Source organism: Bacillus sp. 05T21 (assembly GCF_056396785.1).
This window is the reverse complement of the sequence record NZ_JBFTMD010000007.1, coordinates 182,707-199,877: the sequence shown is the minus strand read 5'-3', so window position 1 is coordinate 199,877 and position 17,171 is coordinate 182,707. Positions and strand designations below refer to the sequence as shown.

Genomic DNA, 17,171 nt, shown 5'->3' with positions numbered 1-17,171 from the left:
ATTTTTGAGGGGTGGACAGTATTATGAAAGAAATTCAAGTGGGGTTATTAGGTCTTGGGACAGTTGGTAGTGGTGTAGTTCGTATTATTACAGATCATCAAGAACGACTTATACACCAAGTAGGTTGTCCAGTGAAAGTAACGAAAGTATTGGTGCAAAACATTGAGAAAGAGAGAGAAGTAGACGTGCCTTCTACTCTATTAACACAAGATGTGAATGAAATTTTAGATAATCCTAATATTGATGTTGTCATTGAAGTAATGGGCGGCATTGATGATGCAAAAGCATATATTTTACAAGCTTTAAAAAGCGGGAAGCACGTTGTGACTGCAAATAAAGATTTAATGGCGTTACACGGAGCGGAACTCTTAGCGGTGGCAAAAGATAATCAGGCTGATTTATTTTACGAAGCAAGTGTAGCTGGAGGGATTCCAATTTTACGAAGCATCGTAGAAGGACTTTCTTCAGATCTTATTACGAAAGTAATGGGAATTGTAAATGGAACGACAAATTTTATTTTGACGAAAATGTCAGACGAAGGGAGAGCATATAACGACGTGTTAAAAGAAGCTCAGCAGCTTGGATTTGCAGAAGCAGATCCAACATCAGACGTAGAAGGTTTGGATGCAGCAAGAAAAATGACGATTTTGGCTACTCTCGGTTTCTCTACAAATGTAGAGCTTGGAGATGTGAAGGTAAAAGGGATTACTTCTATTACAGCAGAAGATATTGAATATAGTAAGAGCTTAGGCTATACGATTAAATTAATTGGTCTTGCAAAGCGAGATGGCGAGAAATTAGAGGTTACAGTTGAGCCAACGCTACTTCCAAATGCACACCCTCTTGCGGCAGTGCAAAATGAATATAATGCTGTGTATGTGTATGGTGAAGCGGTAGGAGAAACGATGTTTTATGGTCCGGGAGCAGGAAGCTTACCGACAGCGACAGCTGTTGTTTCTGATCTAGTTGCTGTAATGCAAAATATTAGGTTAGGTGTAACAGGAAATAGTGCTGTAGTTCCGCAATATCAAAAGGTACTAAAAGAGCCAGATGAAATTATTGTGAAAAAGTTTTTAAGACTTCATGTGAAAGACGAAATTGGTGTGTTTGCAAAAATTACATCATTGTTCTCTGAGCGCGGTGTTAGTTTTGAAAAGATTATTCAAATGCCACTTGAAGAGAAAGGGAAAGCAGAAATAGTAATTGTAACGCATCGTGCTTCTCTTGCGGATTATGAGTACATTCTACATACATTGCAATTGTATGAAGAAATAGATTGTGTGAAAGCAAATTATCGAATTGAAGGAGATGCTAAGTAGTATCTCTTCTAATAAAACGAAAAAACCTATTAAGCGGCTTGCTTAATAGGTTTTTTCCTATTTAAAATTTGCGTACCAACTTGAATAAATGCTTGAATAATCCAACCTGTTGTAAAGGATAAGATAATTGTTCCAAAATAGATCGGCCCATCTAATAAGAAGCTTAATGTTAAAAATAAAAAAGCTAATGAAATTTCTGTTCTTCTAAATGTCCATTTCTTTTTCTCAGCAACAGTTAAAACGAAAGCCTCTTGAGGTGCTGCGCAAAGGTTAGTAGAGACGTAAAGACCAATTCCGGCTCCGACGAATAGGTTTCCGCAAATAAGTGTTATATATTTTGGAAGAGAGCGGATAATGTCCATAATGGTCGTAATAGAACCAACCCAATCAACAAAAAGAGAAATAAGAATCATCGTTACAATTGTGCCGATTGTAATTTGTTTTTTGTCCCAAAAGAGTACGATCAGGGTAAAAACAAAGTTAATCATGAAAATCCAAAAACCAATACTTATCCCAAAATTTTGATATAGTGCAATAAAGAAGGAATCATAAGGGCTAAGTCCAAAGGAAGTAATTGTCGTCATCATATTAATACCGATGGCGAGAATGAGTAAACCGCCAATGAAAAATATATATTCTAGTTTGAATCGAAGCATAGTTGTATATCCTTTCAAAATGTATTTGCTAAGAAAGGGTATACTGTGGAAAGCTTACCAGGTCAAGCGAGAATTTTTGAGGGGAAGGGGAGAATGAGATGACTAATATAAGAAAGATTGCTGAACTTGCTGGGGTATCTGTTTCAACTGTTTCACGTGTACTCAATAATCATCCGTATGTGAATGAACAGAAACGAAAAGAGATTTTAGCGATTATTGAAGAATTAAATTACACGCAAAATGTGAATGCGATTCATTTAGTGAAAGGAAAAACGAATGTAATTGGCGTTTTATTGCCGCACGTAAATGATCAATATTACAGTGCTATTATTGGGGGGATATCAAAGGAAACCGCAAAGAACAATTATAATATGATGCTTTGCCAGACAAATTATAGCGAAGAAAAAGAGCTTGAAATTTTACATATGTTAAAAATGAAAAAGCTTGATGGAGTAATTATATGTTCACGGACAAATAGTAAGGAAAAACTTGAAGAGTATACGAAGTTTGGTCCAATTGTGATGTGTGAAGAAATAGATTCGAATTTCATTTCGAGTGTACATATTGATTACTACAAAGTATTTTTGCGCGGGATGAAAAGCTTAATAGATGCTGGTCATACACGTATCGGATATTGCATTGGAAGAAGTAATAGTATTAATAGCCAGAGGCGAAAAAAGGCGTATGAGGATTCACTTCAACAGATTGTTGTAACACCGTTAGATGCCTGGAAGTTTAAGGGCTGTTTTACGGTGGAAGATGGGCGCAATGTAGTCAGGGAATGGGCTCGTATGTCTGTAAAACCGACGGCTTTTCTTGTATCTTGCAATCATATTGCTGCAGGAATGGTAACGGAGGCGAAAAAACAAGGAATTCGTATCCCAGAGGATATTACGATTATCGGATGTGATGATCAAGAGGTGGCAAATATATTAGGTATTACGACGATTTCGCATTCTAGTAAAAATGTTGGTGTAAAGGCATTTGAATTATTATATGAAAAGATTAATGATGAGGAAATAGATGTGAAACATGTAGAGTTATTACCAGATTTGGTAGATAGGGAAACGACATAATAGAGAAGGTGTGAAAATCGCTTTTCGAAAATTCGTTTGGTATAATTATGGACAATCTATAGGGGCTAAAAGGGGTTTTGATATGAGATCAAAATTAGTAAAAGTAATTCTACTCATTACAATTGCGTCTTTCTGTTTATTTGCATACGGTTTTGTTTCGGGTGTAAATGATGTATTAAATCCGAAAGCTTCAAAATTAATTACGAAGACTGACGTAGTGGCAAAAGAGAAAAAGAAAACGGGAACGTTACAAGTAGTTAGTTTAGGTGATTCGTTAACGCGCGGCGTTGGTGATAAAGAAGGAATTGGCTATATTGGACGAATGAAAGAGAATTTACAAAAAGATTATAAACAAAAAGTTGCACTAAGCAATTTGGCAGTTAGTGGTGCGAAAATGCCTGATTTATTAAAACAAATCGAAAGCAGCGGAGCTCAATATTCAATTAAGCAAGCAGATGTAATTGTTTTAACAATTGGAGGAAATGATTTATTCCCAGGATGGGAATCGCTCGGAAAGATAGATTTAGAGACGTATCGTCCTGATACGGAAACGTTTCAAAATGAAGCGAAGAAAATTATAGAAGAAATTCGTAAATTAAACACAGATAGTCCTATTTTTTGGCTAGGTTTATACAATCCTTTTGAGGATGTAGAAGATTTAAGAGGTTCATCAAATATTGTTGTTGATTGGAATGCTTCTTTAGAGAAGTTAGCATTAAATGATAAAAATGTATATATTACACCGACATTTGATTTATTCCAAAATCGTGGAAAAGATTTATTATACTCCGATCATTTTCATCCGAATGAAGTAGGCTACACATATATGGCAGAGCGATTAGTCCAAAACGTCGTAAGTAAATTAAAACTAGAGCAAGGAGGGATAAAATGACGACGATACTTTCTGTACGAGACTTGAAGAAGGTAATTGGAAAGAAGACGCTTGTAGAGGACATTTCATTTGATGTAAAACAAGGAGAAGTGTTTGGCTTTTTAGGACCGAACGGAGCCGGGAAAACGACAACAATTCGAATGTTAGTTGGACTGATTAAAGCGACAGAAGGTACTATTTCTATCGGTGGTTATTCTATTAAGGAAAATTTCAGAGAAGCGATGCGTCAAATTGGAAGTATAGTTGAAAACCCAGAGCTTTATACATATTTAACGGGATGGGAAAACTTAAAGCAATTTGCGCGCATGCTTGGTGATATATCAGATGAACGTATTATTGAAATTGCAAAAATGGTTCATTTAGATGAGCGTATTCACGATAAGGTAAAAACATATTCCCTTGGTATGAAGCAGCGCCTTGGAATTGCACAGGCGCTACTTGGAAACCCGAAATTGCTCATATTAGATGAACCGACGAATGGTTTAGATCCAGCTGGGATTAGAGAACTTAGGGAATTTATACATAAGCTTGTAAAAGAAGAAAATATGAGTGTATTTATTTCGAGTCACTTGCTAAGTGAAGTGCAACTGATATGCGACCGTGTTGCTATTATTCATAAAGGAAAAATGATAACAGTTGCACCTATTGAAGAGTTGATCAAAACAGCGAGTGATCGTGTGGAATGGGTCGTTACACCGATTTCCAAAGCGAAAGACATGTTAGACGCTGCTGAAGAGATAGAGGAAGTTAGTGTAGAAGATGAGCGTTTATTATGTCGTATGGATGTTGCGTCTATTAATGTTTGGAATAAGCATTTTGTAGAAAACGGAATAGATGTACATAGCGTCAAAGAGCTTGTATTTACGCTAGAAGATTTATTTATTGAACTCACAAGGGGTGAGCAACATGCGTGAATTTGCGAATCTAGTTTTAAATGAATCAGAAAAGATTTATCGTAAGAAACGAATTGTTGTTGTCATGCTTATTTTAGCAATCTTGATTCCACTTTTTGTGTATGCTCAGTATCGTGAAATAGAAACGACGCAAAAAAGGCTTGGTACGACCGATTGGAAAGTATCATTACAGCAACAAATTGTTGATTCACAAAACCGCTTGAACAATTCTAGATTGCCAGAAGAATGGCGGGATTGGTTAAAAGTAAGAGTGGAACAACAACAATATTATTTAGATCACAATATTAATCCGACTGCGCCAGGAGCACCGACATTTGTGAGGGCGTTTATTGAACAAGGAATAACGTTATTTATTCCATTGCTCGTTATGATTGTCGCCATTGATATTGTTTCAGGAGAACGAAGCGATGGTACGATGAAAATGCTTCTGACGAGGCCAATTCGGCGCTGGAAAATACTCCTTAGTAAATATGTGACGATGTTATTTTTCATTTCGCTCATATTGCTTCTTGTCGGTTTGTTTGCTTACGCATTATCAGGGCTTGTATTTGGATACTCTGGATGGAATTTACCTGTGTTAACAGGATTCGTCATTGATAAGGAAACGTTAAATACAAACTTTGTACACCTTATTCCGCAGTGGCAATACATTTTAATGGCGTACGGACTAGCTTGGTTTGTTGCTATCGTTGTTGGAACTATATCATTTATGGTCTCTGTTTTAATTCGTAATACACCAGCTGGTATGGGCGTTATGTTAGCTGCGTTAATTGCAGGCGGCATTTTAAGTTCATTCGCAACGTCTTGGGAAGGTGCGAAATACATTTTTAGTGTCAACTTATCGCTAACGGATTATTTATCAGGAAAACTTCCTGCATTACAAGGGTTATCAATGGGATTTTCTTTAATAAATTTAACGGTTTGGGCAGTAGTATCTCTTATCATTTCGTTTGTAGTATTTACAAGGCAGGATATGGTGAATTAATTGGATAGGAAGTGAAGGCATGGAAAACATTTTGCAGAATGATTGGGGACCATTACTGGGGCCAGAATTTAAGAAAGAATACTATCAAAATTTAGCTAACTTTTTAAAAGAAGAGTATGAGGAGCATGTGATTTATCCAAAGGTAGAAGATATTTTTAACGCTCTTCAGTATACAAGTTATGAAAATACAAAGGTCGTTATTTTAGGACAAGACCCATATCATGGACCGAATCAAGCGCATGGTTTAAGCTTTTCGGTACAACCGGGTATTAAAACGCCGCCATCATTGCTAAATATGTACAAAGAACTTCGAGATGAATACGGTTATGAAATTCCGAATAATGGTTATTTAGTAAAATGGGCGGAGCAAGGGGTTTTACTATTAAATACTGTGTTAACGGTTCGTCAAGGTGAGGCGAATTCTCATAAAGGAAAAGGATGGGAGCATTTCACAGATCGCGTAATTGAGCTATTAAATGAACGTGAAAAGCCAGTTATTTTCATATTATGGGGACGCCATGCTCAGGCGAAGAAAAAGTTAATTACGAATACGAATCATCGTATTATCGAGTCCGTACATCCAAGTCCATTATCAGCAAGACGAGGTTTCTTTGGAAGTAAGCCGTACTCTAAAGTAAATACGATTTTAGCTAATATGGGCGAAAGAGAAATTGATTGGGAAATTCCAAATTTATAAATAGAAAAGGTAGTTAACAGTTGTTAACTACCTTTTTATTATTGTTGTTCGTTCTTTAGTTTTGCATCTAGTACAAAAGTACCGAATGGGATAACTGATGAAACGAATGCCCCAAGTGCCCATAAAATTGATTTACGGTGTACGATTGTTACTTGAATTACCGCAAAGATGAATAGAATAAATAAAACGCCATGAGCCATACCTGTAATTTTAACAGCTGTTGCAAACCCTGCAAAATATTTTAATGGCATTGCTACAAATAATAGTAATAGGAAAGAAATCCCCTCAATTAAGCCGATTGCTCTTAATCTTCCGATTGGTGTAGATAACATGAAGTAGCCTCCTTTAATGTATGCTTGTATATAGTAAATTTGTATTCTTTTTCAAAATGAAATAGTCTATTTTGTTTAATTATATACAAAAAGAAAGTTTACACTACGAGAATAGTGCAAAGTTCAAAATATAGTCACAAAAGCATTGCAATTTAAATAAAAACCTATTTGAAGTATTTGACTTCAAATAGGTTTTATGAATGAAAATATTAAACAAGCGCTTCGCTTTTTAGTACAAATTTCTCTACAACTTTAGCAACACCATCGTTCATATTTGTATCTGTCACATAGTTTGCGATTTCTTTAATATCATCGGGTGCATTGCCCATCGCAACGCCAAGACCAGCAAATTCAATCATCGCTTGATCGTTATAGCTATCGCCCATTGCGATAACTTCTTCGCATTTAATACCAAGTTTTTGGATTAATTGGTTTAAGCTCGTTCCTTTCGTAACACCATGTTCAGTAAATTCTAAGAAGAATGGTTTAGAGCGCATAACGCTTAATTGACCTTCTAGTTGTTTTTGTAGTTTCTTTTCTACTTCAACAAGGCGTTCAGCTTCTTTATTCATTAATACTTTTACTACAGGCTCTTTAACAGCAGTTTTAAAATCATCTACTTCAATAATCGGCATACCAGTAATTTCGCCCTCAATTTTAGTATAAGGATTATTTTCTTCTGTTACGATATCATCGCCAATATAAGTATGAATCCATACATCTTCAGTTTTACTAATTTCAAATAGGTTGTGAACGATTTCAGGAGATAGCGTGCTACTGAAGATTTCTTCATTTGTTTTACAGTTAATAATTTTTGCGCCGTTAAAAGATAGAATGAAGCTACCGTATTCCTCTAAACGAAGTTCTTTTGCAACATTGCGCATACCAAACGTTGGGCGCCCAGAAGCAAGTACAACTTTAACTCCTTGCTCTTGTGCTGTCATTAAAGCCTCTTTCGTACGAGGTGAAATTGTATGGTCGTCGCGTAATAAAGTATCATCTAAATCTAAAACAATCATTTTATAAGTCATATAGAAAATTCCTTTCTTTGTTGAAATAGAGATAAATTTTTATGAAGATAGTGGGGAATATATAGTAAGACATCGAAATTCTTTGCATGAAACTAGGAGAAGTTCTGCATTGTTAGTATAAATTATCATGAGCGTGTTGCCCATGATAATTTATCATTATCGTAACAACTCTAAAGATAGAGTGCAATAATGGAAGTTTTCCAATTTACGATGGTTGTTTTTCGTGCGAACGAGAAAATAATATTTCCAGCAAGATAGCCATTACAGATCCAAGAACAAGACCGTTACTTAAAAATGATGCTAAAAATGGTGGTAGCGTAGAAAACGCTCCTGCTGGAACGAACATAACGCCGACTCCTGTAAAGATTGAAAGACCTGCTACTTTAAATAATTGTTCTTTATTTTGTACAGTGTCATATTCGCGGAAAGCGAGACCAATCATGCTTGCAAATACAGGATAAATCGCAGCATACCCAACTGCAACGGGGATGGCTGCAAAGAATGAAGTAATCTTTGGGAATATACTAACAAGAATGATAAAGCTTGACCCTAACATAAATGGAAGGCGCTTATAAATATTTGTCGTTGCAATAAATCCTGCGGATCCAGAAATGGCAACAGGGCCAATGGCTGAAAATAGACCGCCTAGCAATTGATTTATTCCTGTTATAATGCCAGCTTGTTTGAAGCGATCTGGAGCAGCATTTTCTTCATACTTAGAAACAACCTTTTGTACAACGCGAATACTTGCTAACATATTTGTTAGAAGTAGTAGTGTGACGAAAACTACCGTAATTGCCATGTTCCATTCAATGCGAGGCATTCCGAAAACAAACAGAGATGGAAGACGAATTATATCTGTCACAGGTTTTACTGGATTAGATAATCCGAAGCACGCAAATAATATCCAGCCGCAGACGATACTGAAAAGAACGGAATATTGTCCAATAATAGGTAGCTTCATAATGAAAAAAGATAGTAAAATAACAATGAGTGAAAGAATAAATACCTTTGGCTGTACTTCTGTATGTTGTCCATCAAGGCCAAACATGCCTTTTAAGAAGGAGCCACTAAGTTGTGCGACCAAAAGGAATAAATACGTTCCAATTACTGTCGGTGTAAAGTAACGAACTAGTTTATCAATAAGTCCAAAAACACTAAGAATAATACAAATGATGCCACTTAATAGGAAAGCGTACTGAAGGACCTTAAGTGTTTCATTGCTTGATCCAAATAATACGACGCCTAAACTTGCATACAAGGAGAAAATTCCCCACCAAAGGCCGGCAGGGCCTTCTTGGATAGGAAGTTTATGACCAAATATAGCTTGCAAGAGACCGGCAAAACCGAGAACAAATAATGTTCTTTGTACAAACGCGATAGCTTCAGCGCCATCAAGGCCGTAACTAGTTGCGACACTAATTGGTACAATAAGACTTCCAGCTAAAATAAATAGTGCCCATTGTAAGGCAGAAAGAAATAGCTTCATTATATCAACCTCTTTCATAGATTCCGTTTTCTAGTATATACGTATTTCATTTCCTCTGGCAAAGATTGTAGATAGAGAAAAGAGTTGAAACATAATATGAATGCACGGAAGCAATTATGGATAGCGGTTATATGTATGACTTTTGTTGTAATTCTAGGAATGCTATGATTTATGACAATTGAAGAGATTAGCTTGTTTCAAGCATTTTGGATGACGATGATTACTGTATTAACGGTTGGATATTGCGAATCCGTTAACAGTGCATTATATTGATACAGTATTGTATGGAATAGAGCAATCATTTGTAATTGAAGAAATTCAAGTTGGTAAAGATTCTAACTTAGCCAGTAAATCTTTATTAGAGAGTAATGTGAGAAATCAATTTGATGTAACAATTTTAGTGATTTTAAGAGATGGGGATATTATCCATAATCCAACGGGGCAGGAAAAACTGCAAGAACATGATATGATAATAGTATTTGGTTCAGTGGAGAAACTGAGGCAATTTGAGAAAGAACTACAAAGTAAGAGGTGACAAGGAATGCAAGTATCTAGCGATAAGGTTTTAAATAAAATGGCGAGTGAAATTGCAAAGGCAAAAAGTAGTGAAGGACAAAAATCAAAAGAGCATTTATTAGTTGTGCGTGCATTATGTGATTTATTATTAGATGAACAAGTTGAGCCTTCTACGTATAGAGAACCACAAGTTCAATCACAAATAATCGGATCTCAGCCTATAACAACAGTTCAACCGGTTATGCCAGTTTCTGGAGAACCTGTGTATATAAAAGAAGAAGGTGCAAATGGTAATTCTTTATTTGATTTTTAGGGATTAAATCGTTTGGATTATATGTGAAAATTGCTTATGATAAAAATAAAAAGGGGAATTAAGATGAAAATTTTCTTTTTACTAGGTTGTATTGCAGCGGGGCTATCTGTTGCATTAGGGGCTTTTGGAGCACATGGTTTAGAAAATAAAATTTCTGCAAAAATGTTAGAAGTGTGGAAGACGGGCGTTACATATCAAATGTTTCATGCAGGTGGCTTATTCGTAGTTGCTCTATTAATGGACAAAATGCAATCATCACTTTTAAACACTGCAGGTTGGCTTATGGTAGCTGGGATTATTATGTTCTCAGGCAGTCTTTATGCATTAAGTACAACAGGTATTAAATTCTTTGGCCCAATTACACCCCTTGGTGGTGTAGCGTTTATTGTGGCGTGGATTTTAGTCGGAACTGCAGTTGTAAAAGGGTTATAAAAAACAAAAGCTGGCATTCGCCAGCTTTTTTTTATGGTCTTGGAGCATAAGTTGCTTGTTGACCAGGTAAATACGTAATTTCTCCTGGGAATTCTACATAATCTAAATAAATCATTAGTAGTAAAAAGCGTTTTCCAGATTTCGGCTCACTAATTACGATATGATCACGGCCAGCTGCCTCGATGATCCCTGTATAAGATTGTGTTCCAAGCGAACTACCGCGTTCATAAGTCATTACAACTGTAGCTGGCTTACCCTTATTTAAACGAAGGATGTTTTCAATATACGATTGCTCTAGTGGTAACATACCTTGAGAAACTGCAAGTTGAGCCTGAGCAGCTTGTTGTTGCATCGCTTGCTGTTGTTGCTGTTGCTGCGCGGTCATTTGTTGCGGTTGCACATAAGTTCCAGATGGTTGATAAAAACCTGTTCCGTAGTACGGGTTTTGTTGCTGTGTCATTCAAAAATCCCTCCTCATTTTCATTCCTTAATATACGCTTGGACAATCCTCCCCGGATGGTTGGAAGAAGCAGTGCTTTTTAAAACGTCCAGAGTTTTGCTGGTTATACCAAGTTGGTGGGCAAGGACCTTCAGGTCTAAAAAACCATAAAGCGAAATTTGCAGGCCAAAAACGTTGCCCTTGAATTGTTCGACGGGCTAAGGCAATATCTTGTTCTCTTGCTCGTTGATAAAAATACCCTTTTTGAGTAGCTTCAAAACCACCAGGATTTTGATAAACCATCTGACGTAAGTTCCGTACTTTTTTAAAATCTAAACAATTTCCGCGGACACGATTTACACCGACATTTCCAACCATTAGCATGCCTTGTTGTCCTTCTCCTTCAGCTTCAGCACGCATGAGTCTAGCTAATAACTTTACATCTTCTTCTGTATGTGCGATAACACCCATTATGTGTCACCTCTCTTTTTGGAATACCCTTTGGAAAGAGGTTTTTCTTAGATGAAGTGTGGAACAATTACTAGTTCATACGTATGAGAAAAAGGACGCAGATATGACAACCAAACGAAGTTTTACATCTAGAGGGGAAAATAAAAAAAGCTAGCGTGAGCTAGCTTTTCATCATTAAAATACTTTAGACCATAAATTTGAGAAGAAATCGCCAATTGAACGCATTGTTAATACGAACCAATTTGCTTTTTCTACTTCTTCAGTCGTTTTTGCAGTAACTTTTATACTTTTATTTCCGTCTAAGAAACCATATTTATCAGATGGTTCTAAGACGATTGAACCTACCTTTGCATCTTTCTTAATAGGAGCAACTAAATGCCCATCTTCAGTAAGTGATTTATCTGCTTCAGTAGAAATTTTGTAAGGTGATTTGCTACCTTTTGCAGTAACTACTGTCACTTCTTTTTCTGGTGCAACTGTTACGTAGTCTTCTTTTCCTTTTACTACAGAAATTTTGTTATTTTTATCTATTTTTAATTTCTGTTTTTCGAAGTTATTAAATCCATATTCAATTAATGCGCGAGATTCTGTGAAACGTTCGTCCATTGATTTCGTTTTAATAATAACAGATATAAGACGTAAATCACCGCGTTTTGCTGTAATGGTAAAACCATACCCAGCGGTATCAGAGCTTCCTGTTTTTAAACCATCTGCTCCTTCATAAGAGAAAGCAGCACCTGGTAACATCCAGTTCCAATTTTCCATACGAATTGGTTTTGGATGATTATCTGGGAAGTTTCTAAATCTTTGTTTTGTATCCTCTAGCATTTCTGGATACTTTGTAATAATTATTTTTGAAAGAATACCCATATCGCGAGCTGACATGGAGTTTTCTCCATTCGGATCAGTTCCTTCAGGATGTTTTCCTTTTAAATCAGCGTTATTTAACCCAGTAGCGTTTACAAATTTATATTTCTTTAACCCTAGTTTTTTCGCATGTTCATTTGCGAGATTTAAGAAGTTCTTTTCACTTCCTGCAAGTAATTCTGCTAAAGCAATACTAGATCCATTTGCAGAGAAGATAACGATAGAATGGTATAATTCTCTTACAGTATATTGACGTCCTTTTTCGAACGGCACGTTAGAGAATTCATTATTACGTGAAACTTCATAAGCGTAATCAGAAATAGTTACTTTCGTATCCCAAGTGATTTTTCCTTCTTTAATTGCTTCTAATACGGCATAAATAACAATTAATTTTGACATACTAGCGATAGCTAGTAATTCATCTGGATTTTGTTCATGCAGTATTTTTCCTGTATCCGCATCAAATAGAAGTGCAGCAGCTGCCTCTATATGTATTTTTTCTTCTGCATGGGATGTTGTTACTCCTAAGGAAGAAAATGACAATAGAGATACTAGTAAAATAGACAAGATTTTCTTCATATACATTATCACCTTCGCATCGTTATTAGCATATAGCTCGTACCATTTTAGCATAAATTTGGATATAGAAAGGTTACAATTTTGTAAGGAAATTGAAAAGAATTTGTCGATTTTTGTTCAAATTTGCAGAGAAAAGAAGTTTTTTGAGGAGAAATATAGAGGGTAATAAAAAAAGGAACGAAATTCGTTCCTTTTTTACGATTTATATGTGTAAAAATTTCTCTACCTTTTCGTCTGGTAAAATGTTTCCGACGAAAAATGTTCCGAATTCACCATAACGAGCACTTACTTCATCGAAGCGCATTTCATATATAAGTTTCTTAAATTGAAGAACATCGTCAGCAAATAATGTTACGCCCCACTCAAAATCGTCAAATCCAACTGATCCTGAAATAACTTGGCGCACTTTACCTGCGTACTGGCGACCGATTTTGCTATGGCTGTACATAAGTTTCTTACGTTCATCCATAGGAAGCATATACCAGTTATCATTACCTTGGCGACGCTTATCCATTGGATAGAAGCAAATGTGATTTGCTTTCGGTAACTCAGGATATAAGCGAGCTAAGATTTGTGGGTTTTGGTATGGGTCTTCATCAGCTGGAAGATAGTTACTTAGTTCAACAACAGATACGTAAGAATATGCAGGAACTAAATATTCAGCTAATGTTGTTTTATTTAATTCTGTTTCGATTTCATTTAACTCTTCCATTGTTGGACGTAAGATCATAAGCATAATATCTGCTTTTTGACCAACAACTGTATACATTGCATGACTGCCTTTTTTTGCAGTAGCTACTTCGTTCCATTTTTCAACGACATTTAAAAATTCAGACACTGCTTGTCCGCGTTCGTCACTAGATAATGTTTTCCATGCTGCCCAATCAATAGAACGTAAATCATGTAAACAATACCAGCCATCTAACGTTGTTGTTGCTTCACTCATTCTATTCACCTCAGTTAATGATATTTTACACGTTAACTATAGCATATATAGGATTAAAAACATCTAAATAAAGTTTCGGCGCATAAAACTGTCACATTTATATTTACTGGAAAACGGGAGAAAATAAGGCTTAAGTAGGCTTATTTTTCCGGCTGAATTTTATGAAAATATAATCATTTTCATTTTATCTATTTTTTGGGAGCTATAAGTTTAAAATATAGCTGAAAAGAAGTATTCTTAAAGGTAGAGTTTTTAACATTTGTAGGAGGGTTTATTCGTGAGCAATTTATTTACAGCAGTAAAAGAAAAAGTTCAAGGAAAAGGCATTTCTATCGTACTTCCTGAAGGAACTGATGAAAGAATTTTAGGCGCTGCAGAGCGTTTAGCAAAAGAAGAGTTAGTAAAACCAATTTTAGTTGGTAATAAAGAAGAAATTAGCGCAAAAGCTGCTAGCATGAACTTAACATTAGCAGGCGTTGATATTTACGATCCAGCTACATACGAAGAGATGGATGCAATGGTAGCATCTTTCGTTGAACGCCGTAAAGGTAAAGCAACAGAAGAAGATGCTCGTAAAATTCTTAAAGACGAAAACTACTTCGGTACAATGCTTGTATACATGGGCAAAGCACAAGGTTTAGTAAGTGGTGCAGCTCACTCTACAGCTGATACAGTTCGTCCAGCACTTCAAATTATTAAAACAAAACCAGGCGTTACAAAAACTTCAGGCGTATTCATCATGGTACGTGAAGAAGAGAAGTATGTATTCGCTGATTGCGCAATTAACATTGCACCAAACAGCCAAGATTTAGCTGAAATTGGTATCGAAAGTGCGAAAACTGCTGAACTATTCGGTATTGACCCACGCGTTGCTATGTTAAGCTTCTCTACAAAAGGTTCTGCGAAATCTCCAGAAACAGAAAAAGTTGTAGAAGCAACTCGCATTGCAAAAGAAATGGCTCCTGAATTAACTTTAGATGGAGAATTCCAATTCGATGCTGCATTCGTACCATCTGTAGCTGAGAAGAAAGCTCCAGGTTCTACAATTAAAGGTGATGCTAACGTATTCGTATTCCCAAGCTTAGAAGCTGGTAATATCGGCTACAAAATCGCTCAACGCTTAGGTAACTTCGAAGCAGTAGGACCAATCTTACAAGGTTTAAATATGCCTGTAAATGATCTATCTCGTGGATGTAACGAAGAAGAAGTGTACAAGTTAGCTTTAATTACAGCAGCTCAAGCACTTTAATTCTATAACGAATTAATATGAAAAAAGACCATCCTATTTCTTTTGAAATAGGGTGGTCTTTTTGGTTTCTATTTTTCTAAACCAAGTGCCTTATTATTACGGTCAATAATACGTTGTAAATTCGTCTCATATAAAGGAACTTCATCTACTGTTAGCTGAGATGATGTTAACTTTGGAGTGAATTGTTGCAACGTTTTTAAAAGGCGCATCATTAAATCTTGCACTGTAATTGTTTCGCCAAGTAATTCAGATAGTGAAGCCATCGTACTCGGTACAATTTCAGGATACGTAAATCTTGTTTCTTCGCCTTGAATTGCTACGTTGTAAAAATCACGAACGAGTGCGGCACGCTCAGATCCGCTTCCTGTCGCACATAAGTAAATTTGTACAGCAACGCCTCCGCGAATACGGCGCTGAGAAATACCAGCAAATTTTTGATTGCGAATGCTCAAATCGTAGCTACCAGGACAATAAGAACCAACAATTTCTTTTGCTTCGATAGTCACATCGTAATCTTTTAACATTTCCTTAATTAAATGCCACATCGTATCGTATCCAAGATCGATATCGATACCCTTTTCTGTTTCTTGGAATAAAAGTGATACGTTTAAAACACCTTCATCAAGTACGACAGCAAGTCCACCAGAATTACGAACGATAACATTGAAGTCGTTTTCTTTTAAAAAGGAAATACCTTCTTCTAAATGTGGTAGGCGTGAATCTTGAATGCCAAGAACAATTGTATTGTGATGAACCCAAGAGCGCATTGTTGCAGCGGATAGACCATTTCCAATACTTGTGCATAACGTGTCATCCATTGCGAATGACTGAAGTGCATGGAAAGTTGGTCCTAAACTAGACTGATCTACAATACGCCACTCTGGCTGAGATAAAATCGAACGGGAATTGCTCATATAACTAACCCCTTATTTTTAAAATGACAATCTCTATTATAGCAAAAAATGTAGAAAGGGGTTTTTTCATATATAAAGGGAAGTTTAGAGGTGAAAGAATAAAAAGGATGCATTGCATGCATCCTTTTTATTCTGCAATTTTTTCTAAGTTACCGTTTCGATCCATGCGGAAAGATGTTTGTGAGCGTTCCTCATCATCCATTACTGCTAATTTACGAGCACGGTTCATAATATTCATAAGTGTTTCGTAATCCTCTTGTACAGTATGAGATTGTTGTTCTAATTTTTCTAGTTTCTTTTCTAGTTCTTCATTTCGCAGGATTTGCGTTTTAATTTCTTGTTTCAATCTCGTATTCTCGTTTTCAAGAGCTGTTACTTTTATATTTGAAGATCCAACTGTTTGTAAAAAGTAAATAACATCTTGCATTGTTATTGAGCTTTTTGGAGCAGGGACAGTCGGCTTTTGATATGGAGTAGCTTCTGTATATTGAACAGCTGTTTCATACGGTACGTGTTCTTCATAATCAGTTATCGCCGCCGCTGAAGCTGGTGGTGTGTAAAGCAAACGTTTTTTTGTCTGTTCACCGCCCGCAGCACGCATTTTATCTTTACGATGTTTTTTTGCTAGTTGAAGAGCTTGTTCATAGCTATAGCGAACAACAGCATTCCAGCGGAAACCACAAGCAGCAGATGTGCGATTTAACTGATCTCCTACTTCTTCAAAAGCATTTAATTGAGTACTTCCTTCTCGAACATGGCGAAGCACCGTTTCAGCAAGTAATAAATCGTCCTCGTCTGTCCAAGCATCTTGTCTTACTTTCATAGATTCAACTCCCTTTCTTTTTATGAACTTCCTATTTTTATAATGGGCAAAAAAATGAGCTTTTATACAAAGCTTTTAAAAATATGGTAGATTTCAATGAAGAGAAGAAATGTGGCTATGAATGATGAAAGCTTTTGAAGGAGAAAATATAAAAAATAGGTAGCTTTATATAGGAATAGGGCTACGCCCGGAGACTTGCAACAAGCTTCAAAGAGCGGTAAAATACCATTT

General features: G+C 36.2%; 20 protein-coding genes and 1 pseudogene. 11 read left to right on the top strand and 10 right to left on the bottom strand.

Features of this window, described 5'->3' with window-relative positions; translation table 11 throughout:
• Positions 1-23 precede the first annotated feature (23 nt).
• Positions 24-1,319 carry a homoserine dehydrogenase gene (locus AC1DKZ_RS15945; RefSeq protein WP_476996567.1) on the top strand — a complete coding sequence of 432 codons (1,296 nt, stop codon included), beginning with the start codon at positions 24-26 and terminating at the stop codon, positions 1,317-1,319.
• A 29-nt stretch (positions 1,320-1,348) separates the two neighbouring features.
• Here the strand turns inward: AC1DKZ_RS15945 and AC1DKZ_RS15940 are convergent, their stop codons facing one another.
• Positions 1,349-1,975: a YczE/YyaS/YitT family protein gene (locus AC1DKZ_RS15940; protein ID WP_002089845.1), complete on the bottom strand. Its 627-nt coding sequence runs from the start codon at positions 1,973-1,975 to the stop codon at positions 1,349-1,351.
• A 98-nt stretch (positions 1,976-2,073) separates the two neighbouring features.
• Here AC1DKZ_RS15940 and AC1DKZ_RS15935 point away from each other — a divergent pair, with 98 nt between their 5' ends.
• From AC1DKZ_RS15935 to AC1DKZ_RS15915, 5 genes are read left to right on the top strand one after another with little or no spacing between them, the layout of a single operon-like run.
• Positions 2,074-3,051 (top strand): LacI family DNA-binding transcriptional regulator, encoded by a 978-nt coding sequence (locus AC1DKZ_RS15935; RefSeq protein ID WP_002089844.1) that lies wholly within the window; start codon positions 2,074-2,076, stop codon positions 3,049-3,051.
• A 10-nt stretch (positions 3,052-3,061) separates the two neighbouring features.
• A complete protein-coding gene (locus AC1DKZ_RS15930; protein ID WP_002034946.1) occupies positions 3,062-3,943 on the top strand; it encodes an SGNH/GDSL hydrolase family protein in 882 nt (293 codons plus the stop codon).
• On the top strand, positions 3,940-4,857 hold the full coding sequence (locus tag AC1DKZ_RS15925) for an ABC transporter ATP-binding protein (RefSeq protein WP_002089840.1): 918 nt from the start codon (positions 3,940-3,942) through the stop codon (positions 4,855-4,857). Before AC1DKZ_RS15930 ends, AC1DKZ_RS15925 begins: the two co-directional genes overlap by 4 nt.
• Positions 4,850-5,842 carry an ABC transporter permease gene (locus tag AC1DKZ_RS15920; RefSeq protein ID WP_002089839.1) on the top strand — a complete coding sequence of 331 codons (993 nt, stop codon included), beginning with the start codon at positions 4,850-4,852 and terminating at the stop codon, positions 5,840-5,842. The genes AC1DKZ_RS15925 and AC1DKZ_RS15920 overlap by 8 nt, the downstream gene beginning before the upstream one ends.
• Before the next feature lie 19 nt (positions 5,843-5,861).
• Positions 5,862-6,539, top strand: a complete 678-nt coding sequence (locus AC1DKZ_RS15915) for a uracil-DNA glycosylase (protein WP_002184493.1) — start codon at positions 5,862-5,864, stop codon at positions 6,537-6,539.
• Positions 6,540-6,577: 38 nt separating this feature from the next.
• Here the strand turns inward: AC1DKZ_RS15915 and AC1DKZ_RS15910 are convergent, their stop codons facing one another.
• The 3 genes from AC1DKZ_RS15910 to AC1DKZ_RS15900 all read right to left on the bottom strand — a co-directional run bounded on the left by AC1DKZ_RS15910 (position 6,578) and on the right by AC1DKZ_RS15900 (position 9,391).
• Positions 6,578-6,871, bottom strand: coding sequence for a DUF3817 domain-containing protein (locus tag AC1DKZ_RS15910; protein ID WP_000953390.1), 294 nt, complete (start codon positions 6,869-6,871; stop codon positions 6,578-6,580).
• 209 nt (positions 6,872-7,080) lie between these two features.
• Positions 7,081-7,902: a Cof-type HAD-IIB family hydrolase gene (locus AC1DKZ_RS15905; RefSeq protein WP_002184494.1), complete on the bottom strand. Its 822-nt coding sequence runs from the start codon at positions 7,900-7,902 to the stop codon at positions 7,081-7,083.
• A 205-nt stretch (positions 7,903-8,107) separates the two neighbouring features.
• Entirely contained in the window at positions 8,108-9,391 is a 1,284-nt protein-coding gene (locus AC1DKZ_RS15900) for a purine/pyrimidine permease (protein ID WP_002184495.1), read from the bottom strand.
• Between the two features lie 171 nt (positions 9,392-9,562).
• Here AC1DKZ_RS15900 and AC1DKZ_RS15895 point away from each other — a divergent pair, with 171 nt between their 5' ends.
• The 4 genes and pseudogenes from AC1DKZ_RS15895 to AC1DKZ_RS15880 all read left to right on the top strand — a co-directional run bounded on the left by AC1DKZ_RS15895 (position 9,563) and on the right by AC1DKZ_RS15880 (position 10,652).
• A complete protein-coding gene (locus AC1DKZ_RS15895) occupies positions 9,563-9,664 on the top strand; it encodes an ion channel (protein WP_002130114.1) in 102 nt (33 codons plus the stop codon).
• Positions 9,633-9,926: pseudogene (locus tag AC1DKZ_RS15890) on the top strand (cation:proton antiporter regulatory subunit); the annotation flags it as partial. The gene AC1DKZ_RS15895 and the pseudogene AC1DKZ_RS15890, both read left to right, overlap by 32 nt.
• 6 nt (positions 9,927-9,932) lie before the next feature.
• Positions 9,933-10,220, top strand: coding sequence for a YwdI family protein (locus tag AC1DKZ_RS15885; RefSeq protein WP_001198367.1), 288 nt, complete (start codon positions 9,933-9,935; stop codon positions 10,218-10,220).
• Between the two features lie 63 nt (positions 10,221-10,283).
• Positions 10,284-10,652 (top strand): DUF423 domain-containing protein, encoded by a 369-nt coding sequence (locus AC1DKZ_RS15880; RefSeq protein WP_002089827.1) that lies wholly within the window; start codon positions 10,284-10,286, stop codon positions 10,650-10,652.
• 31 nt (positions 10,653-10,683) lie between these two features.
• Here the strand turns inward: AC1DKZ_RS15880 and gerQ are convergent, their stop codons facing one another.
• The 4 genes from gerQ to hemQ form a co-directional block, all read right to left on the bottom strand.
• Positions 10,684-11,112: a spore coat protein GerQ gene (gene gerQ / locus AC1DKZ_RS15875; protein WP_002184497.1), complete on the bottom strand. Its 429-nt coding sequence runs from the start codon at positions 11,110-11,112 to the stop codon at positions 10,684-10,686.
• Positions 11,113-11,139: 27 nt separating this feature from the next.
• Positions 11,140-11,562 (bottom strand): cell wall hydrolase CwlJ, encoded by a 423-nt coding sequence (cwlJ, locus tag AC1DKZ_RS15870; RefSeq protein ID WP_002089824.1) that lies wholly within the window; start codon positions 11,560-11,562, stop codon positions 11,140-11,142.
• 174 nt (positions 11,563-11,736) lie between these two features.
• On the bottom strand, positions 11,737-13,014 hold the full coding sequence (locus tag AC1DKZ_RS15865) for a serine hydrolase (RefSeq protein ID WP_002184499.1): 1,278 nt from the start codon (positions 13,012-13,014) through the stop codon (positions 11,737-11,739).
• Positions 13,015-13,210: 196 nt separating this feature from the next.
• The gene (gene hemQ / locus AC1DKZ_RS15860) at positions 13,211-13,954 is read right to left on the bottom strand and encodes a hydrogen peroxide-dependent heme synthase (protein ID WP_002089820.1); all 744 of its coding nucleotides are present in this window, start codon (positions 13,952-13,954) and stop codon (positions 13,211-13,213) included.
• 277 nt (positions 13,955-14,231) lie between these two features.
• On the opposite strand from hemQ, the gene pta reads away from it, so the two are divergent.
• Positions 14,232-15,203: a phosphate acetyltransferase gene (gene pta / locus AC1DKZ_RS15855; RefSeq protein WP_002016367.1), complete on the top strand. Its 972-nt coding sequence runs from the start codon at positions 14,232-14,234 to the stop codon at positions 15,201-15,203.
• A 68-nt stretch (positions 15,204-15,271) separates the two neighbouring features.
• Here the strand turns inward: pta and lipL are convergent, their stop codons facing one another.
• On the bottom strand, positions 15,272-16,117 hold the full coding sequence (gene lipL, locus AC1DKZ_RS15850) for an octanoyl-[GcvH]:protein N-octanoyltransferase (protein ID WP_002034931.1): 846 nt from the start codon (positions 16,115-16,117) through the stop codon (positions 15,272-15,274).
• Between the two features lie 127 nt (positions 16,118-16,244).
• Positions 16,245-16,940 (bottom strand): RsfA family transcriptional regulator, encoded by a 696-nt coding sequence (locus AC1DKZ_RS15845; RefSeq protein WP_002016365.1) that lies wholly within the window; start codon positions 16,938-16,940, stop codon positions 16,245-16,247.
• Positions 16,941-17,171: the final 231 nt, after the last annotated feature.